The sequence below is a fragment of the Rhodococcus sp. HNM0563 genome (genome assembly GCF_012726195.1).
Taxonomy (GTDB): Bacteria; Actinomycetota; Actinomycetes; order Mycobacteriales; family Mycobacteriaceae; genus Rhodococcus.
The window spans coordinates 403,463-416,545 of sequence record NZ_JAASAF010000003.1 but is presented as its reverse complement, the minus strand read 5'-3'; the positions used below and the strand labels follow the sequence as shown (position 1 = coordinate 416,545).

The following is a 13,083-nucleotide window of genomic DNA, read 5'->3' as shown; positions in this document are numbered from 1 at the left end:
TGACCATTGGTATGGTTCATTTCGATGACGAATCCTGGGGTCAATTCACCGACGGGCAGTGATCTGCATCTGGAGCTGTCCGGCTCCGGAAGCATGCGCTCCCAGCTCATGCACGCCGTGCGGGAGGCAGTCCGCTCGGGCCGCCTCCCACCGGATACCCGGCTGCCGTCCTATCGGGCACTCTCCGCCGATCTCGGCATAGCCCGGAACACCGTGGCCGAGGTCTATTCCGAGTTGGTGGAAGAAGGGTGGTTGACGGCGCGACAGGGTTCGGGGACCCGGGTGGCCCGGCGAGTTGCTCCACCGCCACCTCACCGACGGCGACCTCGGCCGTCGTCTCGCCGCCCGATCCACGACCTGGCGCCGAGTTCCCCCGACGCGTCGGCCTTTCCGCGGGCCGCCTGGTCGACGTCGGCCCGCCGGGCGATCAACGCGGCACCCAGTGAAGCATTCGGGGTGGGAGATCCACGAGGTCGCCCGGAACTGCGCGATGCTCTCGCCGACTATCTGGCGCGGGCTCGGGGAGTGCGTGTCGATGCCGAACTCATCGTGATCTGTGCCGGCTACGCCCACGCTCTGCAGTTGCTCGGGCCGCTGTTGCCCAGCACCGTTGCCGTGGAATCCTACGGGCTCGCTTTCCACCGAGATCTCATCGCGGGCGCGGGGATACGAACCGTACCGCTGTCCATCGACGAGCGCGGCGCCCGCGTAGGCGACCTGTCCGAGAAATCGGCGGGTGCGGTTCTGCTCACCCCCGCACACCAATACCCGACCGGTGGTCCATTGCATGCCCTGCGCCGGGCCGCGGTCGTGGATTGGGCGCGTACGGCGGACGGCCTGATTCTGGAAGACGACTACGACGGAGAGTTTCGCTACGACAGAGAACCGATCGGTGCGGTGCAGGGACTGGATCCGGATCGTGTGATCTACCTCGGCTCGATCAGCAAAAGTCTGTCGCCGTCTCTTCGCCTGGGGTGGATGGTATTGCCCGACCGAATGATCGACGACGTTCTCGCCGTGAAAGGGAGACGTGAACTCTGGTCGAGCGCATGGGATCAGCTCACCTTGGCCGACTTCATCTCGTGCGGTTCCTACGAGCGACACCTGCGCCGCATGCGCGGTGTCTACCGGGGGCGTCGGGACCACCTCGCGGCCGCGCTCACCGAGCACGCCCCGCACATCCGGGTCAGCGGAATCGCGGCCGGTCTGCATGCCGTGCTCGAATTGCCGGAAGGTACGGAACACACCACTCTCGCGGCCGCTCGCAGACTGGGGGTGGCCGTCGACGGATTGTCCGCCTACCGGCACCCCGACAGTACGATGCCGCACCTCGACGGGCTTGTCGTCGGCTACGGAACACCGGCCGAACATGCCTTCTCGTCGGCATTGGAAGCCCTGTGCCTGGCACTGCCTCCGGCGCCGTAGGAGTCAGTGGATTCGGTTCTGTGCGCCCTCGAGGCCGAGTTTGAGGAGCAGTTCGACGGCGTCGGCGCCCTCCTCGCACAGCACGCCGAGATCTTTGCGCTCGGTGGCGGAGAAAGGTTTGAGTACGAAGTCCGCCGGATCCTGACGGCCCGGCGGCCGACCGATCCCCATGCGCACTCGCAGATAGTCCTTCGTGCCCAGTGCCGACGACGTGGACCGCAGGCCGTTGTGCCCGTTCTCACCACCGCCTTGCTTGAGCCGGATCGTGCTGTACTCGAGATCGAGTTCGTCGTGGATCACGATGATGTTCGCCGGAGAGACCGAGAAGAACTTCGCGAGACCCGCGACCGGGCCACCCGAGACATTCATGTACGTGCGGGGCTTCGCGATGATGACCTGTCGCCCGTCGAGTCGCGCCTGCACGATCTCGGCGTTGCTCTTCTTGTGTGCGCTGAACTTCCCGCCGACCCGATCGGCCAGCACATCGGCAACCATGAAACCGATGTTGTGCCTGGTGGTCTCGTACTTGGGACCGGGATTTCCCAGCCCTACGACGAGCGCGGTGTCCTCGCTCACGTGCGGGTCCTTCCTCGAATCATGTGTGGCGGTGTACCGCTCGGTCGAACGCGCGTGCGGCGCGCCATCCCGAAGGATGACGCGCCGCACGAAAGACTTCACTGAGCCCGAAAGGTTCACGCAGTCGAGGCTCAGGCCTCTTCTGCTTCACCCTCGGTCTCGTCGGTTGCCTCTTCGGCGCTCGCCTGAGCAGCGGCCTCGACGATGTTCACGAGCAGCAGCTCGGGATCGTCCTGCAGGGTCGCACCCGCGGGAAGCTCGACGCCACCGGCGAGGATCTGGGTGCCGATGGGAGCGCTCTCGATCGACACCGAGATCTCCTCGGGGATGTTGAGGGCGTCGGCCTCGAGCTTGATGGTGCTGACCTCGTTGACGACCAGCGCGCCGGGGCCTGCGATACCGGTGAGGACGACGGGGACCTCGACGGTGACCTTCTCGCCCTTCTTCACGACGAGCAGGTCGGCGTGCTCGATGTTGCGACGGATCGGATGCGTGGTGACGGACTTGGTGAGGGCGAGCTGCTCGGTGCCGTCAACCTCGAGGGTCAGGACGGCGTTGGTGCCGTGGTTACGCAGGACCGCGGCGAACTCGAGGCCGGGAAGCGACAGGTGCTTGGGATCGGTGCCGTGGCCGTAGAGGACGGCGGGGATCTGGCCTGCACGGCGGGTGCGACGGGCTGCGCCCTTGCCGAACTCGGTGCGGACAGCGGCTACGAGACGGTTCTCGTTGGACATGGTGCAACGGCTCCTACGCTAGTGAACTCTCACGGGGTCGGTCTTCTCGGCGAATGCGGGACCGGACACGCGCGGCAGTTAGGAGCGCTTCTTCGCTCTGACGGAGCCGCAGCCGCGTCGATCACGGTGAGCCAGCGGTAACGCGGTTCACCCTCGCCGAGACAACTCGACATACTTTACCGGATCCGATTGCGCAATGCGAACGGGCCTCATCAGGCGAGCGAGCGAACGGCGGCGAGGAAACGATCGACGTCGGCGGGGGAGACGAAATAGTGCGGCGACGCGCGCACCACGGCATCGAGTTTCCGCTGTGACATGTCGAGCAGAGTGGAGCTGCGTGAGCTGACGGTGACGGTGATCGACTGCTCGGCCAATGCGCCGCGCACCGCACTCGGTTCCATCCCGTCGACGGTGAACGAGACGATCCCGTTGAGCGGTGCGCCGCGATCGTGCACGGTGACGCCCTGGATCCGCTCCAGCCCGTCGCGGGTGTGCTCGGCGCGGTAACCGATGGCCTCCGCCACGGCATCGATTCCGAGATCGAGCAGGTAGTCGATCGCGACGCCGAGTCCCAGCCGGGCCGCGACGTCGGCCTCCCACATCTCGAAGCGCGACGCGTCGGGCGCGAGTTCGTAGGTGTCGGGCGACGTCCACGTCGCACTGTGCAGATCGATCGGCGCCGGCTCCAGGTCGGCGATCAGCCGCGGCCGTACGTAGAGGAACCCGGTGCCGCGAGGACCGCGCACCCACTTGCGGCCGGTACCCGAGAGCGCATCGACGTCCAGTTCCGGCACGCTCACGGGAAGCTGCCCCACCGATTGGCACGCGTCGAGCAGCACCAGTGCGCCCACGGCGTGGGCGGCGTCGGCGACCTCGCGGACCGGGTTGACCAAACCGCCGTTGGTCGGTGCGTGCACGACCGAGACGATTTTGACGCGCTCGTCGAGCAGTCCGCCCAGTGCCTCGACGTCGATACGGCCGTCGCTGTCGGAAGGAACCACCTCGACGCTCGCGCCGGTGGCGCGGGCGCGCTGCAGCGCTGCGACTGCGTTGGCGGCGTACTCGGCCTGTGACAGCAGGATGCGGTCGCCCGGTCCCAGCGGCACCGCATAGAAGAACGACGTCCATGCCCGCGACGCGCTGTCGGACAACGCCACGGAGGTGCCATCGACCCCGAACAGGCGTCCGAGGGAGGTCTTCACCCCGGCCAGGTCGTCGAGGCGCTCGTTGGCGGCTGCGTATCCGCCGATCTCGGCCTCGCGTCGTAGATGGGCGACGACGGTGTCGACCACCGGAGTCGGTGGGAGCGACGACCCCGCGCTGTCGAGAAACACCCGGTCGAAACAGCCGGGGGTGTCGCGCCGGGCCTGCTGCACATCGAGCATGAAGGTGGCCTCCATTTCCTCTCGGCAAGATCCTTCGACCGAATCTAGTGTGGTCAGTGTGCCGCCGGGGCGTTCTACGGGCGTTGCGGCGATGCGCGCGTTAGGCTCGCTCAGTGACCAGGCCCACCGACAAAGGAGGGTGGATCGAGTGGTGATGGCGATGGACGCGGCGATGCCGCGCGCCGACAGCGAGCTCGGTCCGCGCGCCTCCGCCGAAGCGTACGTACGTCGGGTGAGCTTCCGGTTCGGTCCACCGCGGCTGATCGGCGCCGAACTCGAATGGCTGACTGCGCGTGCCGACGGAACGGCCTCACGGCCGGAACTCACATCGATCGTCGAGGCACTCGGGCCTCACGCCCCGAAAACCATCGCTCCGTCGTCGTCGGCCCGTCCGCTGCCGTCGGGCAGCGCAGTCAGTCTGGAACCGGGCGGGCAGGTGGAGCTGGCCAGTGTGCCGTGCACGTCGGCCCGGCAGACGGTGGATCGTCTCGTCGCCGACGCGAAGATGTTGCGATCATTGCTCGCCCGCCGTGCGGTGTCGATGCTCGACACCGCGACCGACGAGATTCGGCCGCCCCATCGCCTTCTCCGCACACCGCGGTACTCCGCAATGGAATTGCGTTTCGACCGGATCGGACCTCTCGGGCGGCTGATGATGAACAGCACGGCTGCGGTGCAGGTCAGTGTCGATGCCGGAGCCGACGACGCCGAACTCGCCCGACGCTGGGAGTTGCTCCACGCGATCGGCCCGGCGTTGATCGCCGCGTTCGGACGTTCGGCCACGCTGCAGGGCGCTCCGGAAGGTGAGTGGGTCTCGCAGCGGATGCGCACGTGGTTGTCCCTCGACCCGGACCGCACCGCGGCCGTGGCCGACCCGCAGAAGTACCCGGCATGGTCGCTCGACGTCCCTTTGCTGTGTGTCCGGTCGACGGGCCCGGAATGGCACGCACCACCCGGGGCGTCGTTCGCCGATTGGCTCAGCGGCGGTCTCGACGGCGAGATCGGTCGTCGGCCGACCTTCGCCGACCTCGACTATCATCTGACCACGCTGTTTCCGCCGGTGCGCCCGTGTGGACACCTCGAGGTCCGGTACTTGGACGCGCAACCCGACAACCTGTGGCAGGTGCCGATCGCGACGATCGAAGCTCTGCTGAGGAGCCCGGAGGTCATGACCGAGGCGTCGGCGATCGCCGAGCCGGTTCGGCAGCTTTGGGTGGAAGCCGCGCAGCAAGGGCTCGCAGCTGTCGAATTGCGTGCTGCAGCAGTGGGATTGCTGTCTCTGGCTGCGGAGTCGTCGCCCGACATGAGGTTCACCACTGCGCTCGACGCGGCCGCGACGCGTTGCATGCGCGGGCAGTCGCCGGGGGTGGCCGACCGGTGAGGATGCTGCGCGACCGTCTCGAACGCGACCTCGAACGCGCTCGCGCACGGACGTGTTCGCTCACGGATATCGACGATGACGAACTGGTGCAGCAACATTCGCCGTTGATGAGTCCCCTCGTGTGGGACCTCGCGCATATCGCGAATCAGGAGGAGCGCTGGCTGCTTCGTGAAGTCGCGGGCCGAGGCCCGGTGCGTCAGGGGATCGACGAGCTCTACGATGCATTCCTGCATCCCCGGGCGAGTCGGACCGCGCTGCCGTTGCTCGGCCCGTCCGATGCGCGCCGCTATGCAGCGCAGGTGCGTGACCTGGCGCAAAAAGTACTGCAAAGCAACAACTTCGATGACGATCTCACTCGCGACGGTTTCGTCTTCTCGATGATCGCGCAACACGAACAACAACACGACGAGACGATGCTCGCGACCCACCAGTTGCGTGCCGGACCTCCCTTGCTCGATGCCCCGGAGGCGCCACGTGAGGCGGCGTCTCCGGTGTGCGAGCGGGTGGTGATCCCGGCGGGGGAGTTCGAGATGGGCACCTCGGCCGACCGGTCGGCGCTCGACAACGAGAAGCCGGTGCACCGGGTGCATGTGCCCGCCTTCGCGCTCGACGCCGTGCCGGTGACCAACCGGTCGTTCACTCGATTCATCGAGGACGGCGGCTACCGGCGCCGCGACCTGTGGAGTGACGAGGGATGGGCGCACCGCTGCGAGGCGGGCCTCGAAGCGCCGCAGTTCTGGCACCGCGAATCCGACGGGCGGTGGTGGCGCCGCAGTTTCGGGCGAGAAGTGCCCGTGCACCCGGACGAACCTGTCGTGCATGTGTGTTTCCACGAGGCGGATGCCTTCGCGCGCTGGGCCGGAGCGCGCCTTCCCAGCGAGGTGGAATGGGAGAAGGCCGCGCGGTGGGATCCCGAGACCGGCCGCAGCCGGCGGTATCCGTGGGGCGACGATGATCCGGGTCCGGAACACGCGAACCTCGGCCAGCGACATCTCGGTCCTGCGGTGGTGGGTGCGTACCCGGCGGGTGTGTCGCCGCTCGGTGTGTATCAGCTGATTGGTGATGTGTGGGAGTGGACGTCGTCGAGCTTCGAACCGTACCCGGGCTTTCGTGCGTTTCCGTACCGGGAGTACTCGGAGGTGTTCTTCGGCGGCGATTTCCGCGTTCTCCGCGGTGGCTCCTTCGGCACCGATCACGTTGCGTGCCGCGGAACCTTCCGGAACTGGGATCACCCGGTCCGCCGCCAGATCTTCGCCGGGTTCCGTCTTGCGCACGATGTGGCGAAGGCTCCGGATGTGTAGACACCTGGGGTACCTCGGCCCGGTCGAATCGGTTGCCTCACTGCTCACCGACGGCCCCAATTCGCTCATGCGGCAATCGTGGGCGCCGACGGACATGCGTGGTGGCGGCACCATCAACGCCGACGGATTCGGCGTCGCCTGGTGGTCGGACGTCGGCGTTCTCGGCCGCTACCGCTCGTCCCTGCCGGTGTGGTCCGATCCGTTCGTCACCGAGGGGCTGCCCACCATCCGATCCGAGGCCGTGATGATCGCACTCCGATCCGCAACGGAGGGTATGCCGGTCGAGCGAAGCGCCAGTGCGCCGTTCTCGGACGGACACTGGGCTTTCAGCCTCAACGGTGTGGTGCGCGGCTGGCCCGGTTCGCTGGTGGACCTCGCGAAGAACCTCCCGGTGTCGGAGCTGCTCGACCTGGAGGCCCCCACCGATTCTGCTGCGCTGTGGGCGATGTTGCGGTCGCGGCTCCGATCGGCAGAACCGGAGCCCGCGCTGATCTCCCTTGTCCACGACGTCCTCGCGCGGGCACCGGAATCCCGATTGAACATGCTGCTGTGCGACGGAAACGGTATGTGGGCGACCGCGTGGTATCACTCGTTGTGGACCCTCGTGGACGAAAACCTCGCGATCGTGAGCTCCGAACGTTTCGACGACGACCCGCGCTGGCAGGAAGTCGCCGACAAGCATCTCGTCCACGCAATACCCGGCAAGCTCGTCGTCACTCCCCTGGAGGTGTCCGCTACGTGACCATCGACGTGTTCATCACGCCCGAACAATTGGACGCGACACTGCGCGGTGATGCGCGCAGTGGTCTCACCTCGACCCCCAAGCGCCTATCGCCGACATGGCTGTACGACGAGCGGGGAAGCGAGTTGTTCGATCAGATCACGTCGCTGCCGGAGTACTACCCCACCCGTACCGAATTCGCGCTGCTGGAGCGCTACGCGGCGGACATCGCGGAGGCGGCGAAACCAGAGATGCTGGTGGAACTCGGATCGGGATCGTCGGAGAAGACGAGGGTGCTGCTCGACGCACTGAAACCGTACATCCATACGTATGTACCGCAGGACGTGTCCGAGTCGGCACTGAGAGCGGCGGTGCGGCGCCTGTCCGTCGACTATCCGGACCTCACGGTGCGCGGCGTGGTCAGCGATTTCACCGGTTCTCTCGAACATCTCCCTGTCGGCGGGCACCGCATGGTCGCATTCCTCGGTGGAACGATCGGCAACTTCGCCCCCGCCGAACGCATCGAGTTCCTGACCCACCTCGGGACGATCCTGGAAACCGATGAATGGCTGCTTCTCGGTGCCGGACTCGTCGTCGACCCCGACATCCTCATCCCGGCGTACGACGATGCCGCCGGTGTGACGGCCGAGTTCGATCGCAACGTGCTGCGGGTGGTCAACCGGCGGCTCGACGCCGACTTCGATCCCGACAAGTTCGTGCACCGCGCCGTGTGGGACGCAGAGAACGAGTGGATCGAAATGAGACTCGAAGCGACCGAGGCGATGACGGTGAAGGTCCGCGATCTCGATCTCGAACTGACCTTCGCCGCGGGAGAGCAGATGTGCACGGAGATCTCGGCAAAATTCCGGCTCGACGGAATCGGCAGAGAACTCGACGACGCAGGATTCACCATCCGGCACGAATGGGTGGATCCTGACGGTAGATTCGTGCTGTTCGCCGCATCTCGTCGATGACGCGTCGGGCAGCCTGGTGAACTTTCCCCCTCTCGTGCGGGTTTCCGTTGCCTCATGACCCGCGGGAACCCGTGCAACCGGGGGAAAGCCAGTGTCCGGTCTACAGTCCGCGGGAGACCACCGCATTCGTGACCCGGTCGTCGATCGACGAGACCGGGTTCTCTCGGCCCACCCAGCTACTGCCACCGAAGTACGTCTCGACGATCTTCTCGGCGGTGCGGGTCGCGAGGGCCTGTGTCGTCAGAGTCGGATTGGGGCCGCCGAGGCTGTTGGGGAGCGCCGAATTGTCGGCGACGTAGAGCCGCTTGACCCAGCGTGCCTGCGCTGAGGAGTCGAGGATCGAATCCTTCTCGCCCGCGCCCATTCTCATGCTCGACTGTGCGTGCAGGATCAGCGGTGGCCAGTCGCAACGATGCACAGATTTCGCACCCGCCGCGCGCATCAGCTCGACCGCCTTGCGGGTGCAGTACTCCCGGTTGCGTCGGGTGCGTTCGGACCGCTTACGGTGCTGCATCGTCACACGGGGAACGACGCCGTGCTCGTCGGCGGGCAGCAGGCCGGGTACGCTCACACGGTTGCCGGATTCGACGTCGTCGTCGGTGATCACCAGTGCGCCGAGCACACGGTCGGCATCGGAGAGCGTGGTCAGCAGATCACGGCCGACCAGCCGGCCGAGGCTGTCGGCACCCGCGTTGTCGACCACGCCGCCCGCGCGACCGTAGCCGTGGATACCGGAGTCGCTGTAGCCCAGCGAGTACGCCAGCAATGCCGGTGGCATACCCACCTGCTCGATTGCGCCGTATCCCGGAAGATCCACGCGCGCATTGGAACCGGCGCCGCGCGTCTCGCCCGTGTACTCGTCGAAGACGCCGAACACCGCATCCATGTGGTGGTCGGTCAAGCCGCGACCCACCCATTCGTCCGGGTCGGGAAGCTCCGAGTTGAGCCACAGACGCGGCGACTCGATGGCGCCCGCGGCGAGCACCACGACCTTCGCTTCCGCCTCGTGTTCGTCGCCGTCGGCCGTCCGGAACCGCACGCCGTGCGCGACCGTCTCGCCGCCTTTCTCGTGGACGAGGATCTTCGTGACCCCGGCACCGGTCATGAGGGTCGCGGATCTGCCGTGCGGTGACCAAGCGTCGGCGGTGAGCATCATCGGGACGTACGAGTTGTCGGTGGAGCGGCGGGCCTTCAGATTCCGCGGCGCGCCCAACGGAAGGTAACAGCCTTGGTAGCAGTGGCCGCACATGGTGCATCCACTGGCGTGGGGATGGCGGAGCAGCGCGGGGTCGCGGGTGCGCCCGGCAGTGCCGCGGGGCTGCAGGATCGCGTTCTGCTGCGCGCGATGCGCAGGCCCGGCAGTGTCGGGCGAGATCTGGTGGGGGAGACCCATCGCCGCGGCACCCCGCAGGAACACCTGTTCTTTCGTCCCCATCGGTGCTGTCTGCACGGGCAGCGTCGCCTCGACCCATTCGTAGTAGCGGCGTAGTTCCTCGTAGCCGAAGGGGAACAGGTGCTCGTTGTCGTACATGTCGCGGTCGGCGCCGTCGTATCCCTCGAACACACCGGGGTACGCCCGGGGCGAATTACCGAAATAGTGGAGTGTCGCGCCGCCCACACCGGAGACCTGCCACACGAACGAGTTCTGCGGAAGATCGCGCAGCCACGGACCCTCGGATCGGTCGCCCGGCCCTTCGCGGAGGAACCCGGTGATCGGGTTGTTCGCGTCGTTCTCGAAGTGGGTCCACTGATTCTCGGGGTCCTCGAAGCGTGGCCCGGATTCGAGCACCAGTACGTCGAGTCCACGTGCGGCGAGTTCCTTCGCGACGACCGGCCCGCCACCGCCTGCGCCGATCACGATCACATCGGTCAACGTCATTCCTCCACTCGTTCGACGCCACCGTAGTAACCCTGGAACTCGTCCCACCCGTCGCTGACGCCCTGGTATGCGGTCAGCTCCCAGCCCACCGGGCGGCCGGTGAGCTCGCGGCGTGCTCCGTCGAACGTCGAGACCTCCGAGTAGGCGACGAACGCGGCGAGTGTCGGAATGGCATTGACCGCGTATTCGATGGGGCGGCCGGGGAACTGCGGTTCGGTGTCGAGGAGTTCGAACACGCGCGCTTTGGCGGCGTACGAGAGGTTCGCGAACGGCGATGCGAACGGTCCCGCAACGGCATTCGGGGCGGCGGTGACCGCGAAGAGGTTCACCAGTGCCGCGATCGCCGCGGAGCCGGTGACGTCGATTCCGAGCACGTCGATCAGGGGGATCGGCACGGCCAGATCGAAGGTGCGTTCCAGGGTCTCGGCGGCACCCTGTGTGACGCCCCCGGGCGCCTCGGTCGACACACCCTGATGTTGCGAGTACGGATCGTTTCCGGGGACGACGAACGCGAGGATCCCGTTGATCGTGTCACGGACCGCGGGGCTCGGTGTCGACGCCCGCGCTGCGGCCACATCGGTGAACGACCAGGCCACGCTCGTCAGTGCCACGCCGGTCGCGGCGACACCTCCCAAGAATCGTCGTCGACTCCACAGTGCATGCGTCTCCACGCCGCTCCCTCCCTGTCCCGGCGAAAGCCTACGGCAGTCTCCGAGTCCTGCTCGACAGGTGCGCAGCCGCGTTGTCGTCGACCGACCTGAGGAGAAATGGCGTAGGTTGGTGCCCGTCTACCTTGACGATCGGTTGACGAATACTTGGGAAGTCGGTGGTCCCTGTGTGGGGAGAGGCGCGTTCGACGGCAGCTGCTGTCCTCGCGTGCATCCTCGTGCCCTCGGTCCTGACCGGATGCGCAACGGTCATGGCGGGAACCCCGGTCGAGACACCACCGGCCCCCGTCGACTACCTCGCCCCCAACACCCACAGTCGCTCGATCGGCCCGTCCGACAAAATGCTCCTCGAGGTCGCGGAAAGACTACGACGACTCGATCCGTGCGGGCTGCTCCCGGAACCGGTGGTTGCCCGGTACGGCGAAATACGTCAGTTCGGACCGCAACGAGCGCTCGACACGTGCACCGCCGTCGCACATCCATCCGAGGGAGCGAAATACGACGAGCTCGACGTCACCATCGACCTGTCGCCTGTGCCGTCCACCGACGGCCAGCGCGACCGGTCTTTCGGCGACACCGAGGTGTACCGGACCACGAGCGTGCACGAGAACTCCCTCGACTGCACGCTGACATTCGCGCTCGACATCCCCGTCACCGTGACAGCCGATGCGGTACCACCCTCACGGTTCGCGACGATCGCGGTCACGCAGTATCGCTCCGCGGAGTCGAGCGGGGAAAGCATTCCGGTATGTGCGGTCGCGGCAGATGTTCTGTCGGAGACGCTTGCACTCGTGCCCTCGCTGCCAGGGCGGCCGACCAGCGGTCCGGGCCGGATCCGGCTGGCAGCGGCCGACCCGTGCGAGATCGTCGGCAGCTTCGCACCTGAAGAACTGGTCGGATGGCAGATCGACAGCGACCCGTATCGGTGTGTCCTCACTCCGCACCAGGACGGCGCCGCGCCGGAGACATGGAGCATCTACTACGGACTCGAACCCGAGTTCGCGCCGCCGGATCGCGACGACGTCAGAGAAGTGACGTTCGAAGGCCTCACCTTGCAGGTCCGCGAGACAGGCGATTCCTGCCGGATCTCGGCGCCCATCGAATCGGTGATCGACACCAATCGGCCCGGCGCCGAGCGCTACAACAGGTCGCGCGGCCGTAACGTCCCGGCCGTGATCCTGATGAGCGACACCCCGAACTGCGACGACCTGGTCCCACTGACAGTCGAGATCGCCGACGGTGCGCTTACCTGACGGCCCGCCGTCGTGCGCTTACCTGACGGCCCGCCGTCGCGATCTCGTGCACGTGATCGAAGAGCACCCGAGACCGAGACGGCGGAGTGTCTACTTCGCGGCGCTGAGCCGGGCCTTCTCCAATGCGGCGAGAGTGCGTAGCACCGTCGCCTTCTGCTTCTCGAGGTCGCTGCGACGAGCACGCGCCGCGAGACCGGACTGCTCGGCGACCAACGCGAGTTGTGCATCGATCGTGGAGAGCTGATCGAGCAACACGAGTGCGCGGCTCTGGATCTCGTCCAGGTCGACGCTCTTGGTCGCTGGGGCGGCAGCGGGAGTGCGGCGCGGGGCCGACGAAGCCGAACCCGACGAGCCGGATGCGGAGCGCGTCTTCGTCGCGGCGGGCTTGTCGGCGACGATGGCTGCGGCGCGCGGACGCAGCGCCTTACGGACGAGCGCGGGGTCGGGCTGCTCGGCCAGCCGAATGTCGTTGAGCGCGCGGCGTGCATCGCGTGCAGCAACCCGGTGCTCGTACTCCTCCTCGTCGTCCGACTGCAGGGTTCCGCCGATCGGGCGCAGACCGTACGTGCCCATGAACCGCCGGGCCTCGTCGATCACGGATTCGTGGCGGAGGCAAGTGGCGCAACGGGGTTCGTTTCGGAACTCTTCGACCGAGTCAGTGTCGCCGCACCACACGCAGGCGCCGGGCGACCACCTTCGCGCAATCCGATTTGTCGGGGTTTCCATGGGGGCCTCGAGAGTCTGCGCGTCGATCACGAGGAGCCACCTTAGGTCAAACCCCCGGGG

General features: G+C 66.8%; 12 protein-coding genes. 6 read left to right on the top strand and 6 right to left on the bottom strand.

The window, feature by feature from the left end; genetic code table 11:
* The first annotated feature begins 24 nt into the window (after positions 1–24).
* On the top strand, positions 25–1,425 hold the full coding sequence (locus tag HCA61_RS08935; protein WP_169687784.1) for a PLP-dependent aminotransferase family protein: 1,401 nt from the start codon (positions 25–27) through the stop codon (positions 1,423–1,425).
* 3 nt (positions 1,426–1,428) lie between these two features.
* Here the strand turns inward: HCA61_RS08935 and pth are convergent, their stop codons facing one another.
* The 3 genes from pth to HCA61_RS08920 form a co-directional block, all read right to left on the bottom strand.
* Positions 1,429–2,001, bottom strand: coding sequence for an aminoacyl-tRNA hydrolase (gene pth / locus HCA61_RS08930; protein ID WP_169687783.1), 573 nt, complete (start codon positions 1,999–2,001; stop codon positions 1,429–1,431).
* A gap of 131 nt (positions 2,002–2,132) precedes the next feature.
* A complete protein-coding gene (locus HCA61_RS08925) occupies positions 2,133–2,735 on the bottom strand; it encodes a 50S ribosomal protein L25/general stress protein Ctc (protein WP_169687782.1) in 603 nt (200 codons plus the stop codon).
* 212 nt (positions 2,736–2,947) lie between these two features.
* Positions 2,948–4,120, bottom strand: a complete 1,173-nt coding sequence (locus HCA61_RS08920; RefSeq protein ID WP_169688000.1) for an aminotransferase class V-fold PLP-dependent enzyme — start codon at positions 4,118–4,120, stop codon at positions 2,948–2,950.
* Positions 4,121–4,280: 160 nt separating this feature from the next.
* Here HCA61_RS08920 and egtA point away from each other — a divergent pair, with 160 nt between their 5' ends.
* Genes egtA through egtD form a run of 4 tightly spaced genes read left to right on the top strand, consistent with a single transcriptional unit; the run spans position 4,281 to position 8,497 of the window.
* Positions 4,281–5,501, top strand: a complete 1,221-nt coding sequence (egtA, locus tag HCA61_RS08915; protein WP_206039869.1) for an ergothioneine biosynthesis glutamate--cysteine ligase EgtA — start codon at positions 4,281–4,283, stop codon at positions 5,499–5,501.
* Positions 5,502–5,503: 2 nt separating this feature from the next.
* Positions 5,504–6,802, top strand: coding sequence for an ergothioneine biosynthesis protein EgtB (gene egtB / locus HCA61_RS08910; protein ID WP_169687998.1), 1,299 nt, complete (start codon positions 5,504–5,506; stop codon positions 6,800–6,802).
* Complete coding sequence (egtC, locus tag HCA61_RS08905) at positions 6,795–7,544, top strand: ergothioneine biosynthesis protein EgtC (RefSeq protein ID WP_169687781.1); 750 nt, start codon at positions 6,795–6,797, stop codon at positions 7,542–7,544. Before egtB ends, egtC begins: the two co-directional genes overlap by 8 nt.
* Positions 7,541–8,497 carry an L-histidine N(alpha)-methyltransferase gene (gene egtD / locus HCA61_RS08900; RefSeq protein WP_169687780.1) on the top strand — a complete coding sequence of 319 codons (957 nt, stop codon included), beginning with the start codon at positions 7,541–7,543 and terminating at the stop codon, positions 8,495–8,497. Before egtC ends, egtD begins: the two co-directional genes overlap by 4 nt.
* 100 nt (positions 8,498–8,597) lie before the next feature.
* Here the strand turns inward: egtD and HCA61_RS08895 are convergent, their stop codons facing one another.
* Positions 8,598–10,370 carry a GMC family oxidoreductase N-terminal domain-containing protein gene (locus HCA61_RS08895; RefSeq protein ID WP_169687997.1) on the bottom strand — a complete coding sequence of 591 codons (1,773 nt, stop codon included), beginning with the start codon at positions 10,368–10,370 and terminating at the stop codon, positions 8,598–8,600.
* A gap of 2 nt (positions 10,371–10,372) precedes the next feature.
* Positions 10,373–11,047, bottom strand: a complete 675-nt coding sequence (locus HCA61_RS08890) for a twin-arginine translocation signal domain-containing protein (RefSeq protein WP_346777522.1) — start codon at positions 11,045–11,047, stop codon at positions 10,373–10,375.
* 155 nt (positions 11,048–11,202) lie between these two features.
* Here HCA61_RS08890 and HCA61_RS08885 point away from each other — a divergent pair, with 155 nt between their 5' ends.
* Positions 11,203–12,297, top strand: coding sequence for a hypothetical protein (locus HCA61_RS08885; protein ID WP_169687779.1), 1,095 nt, complete (start codon positions 11,203–11,205; stop codon positions 12,295–12,297).
* 90 nt (positions 12,298–12,387) lie between these two features.
* On the opposite strand, the gene HCA61_RS08880 is transcribed toward HCA61_RS08885, so the two are convergent.
* Positions 12,388–13,053 (bottom strand): hypothetical protein, encoded by a 666-nt coding sequence (locus tag HCA61_RS08880; protein WP_169687778.1) that lies wholly within the window; start codon positions 13,051–13,053, stop codon positions 12,388–12,390.
* Between the last annotated feature and the right edge of the window lie 30 nt (positions 13,054–13,083).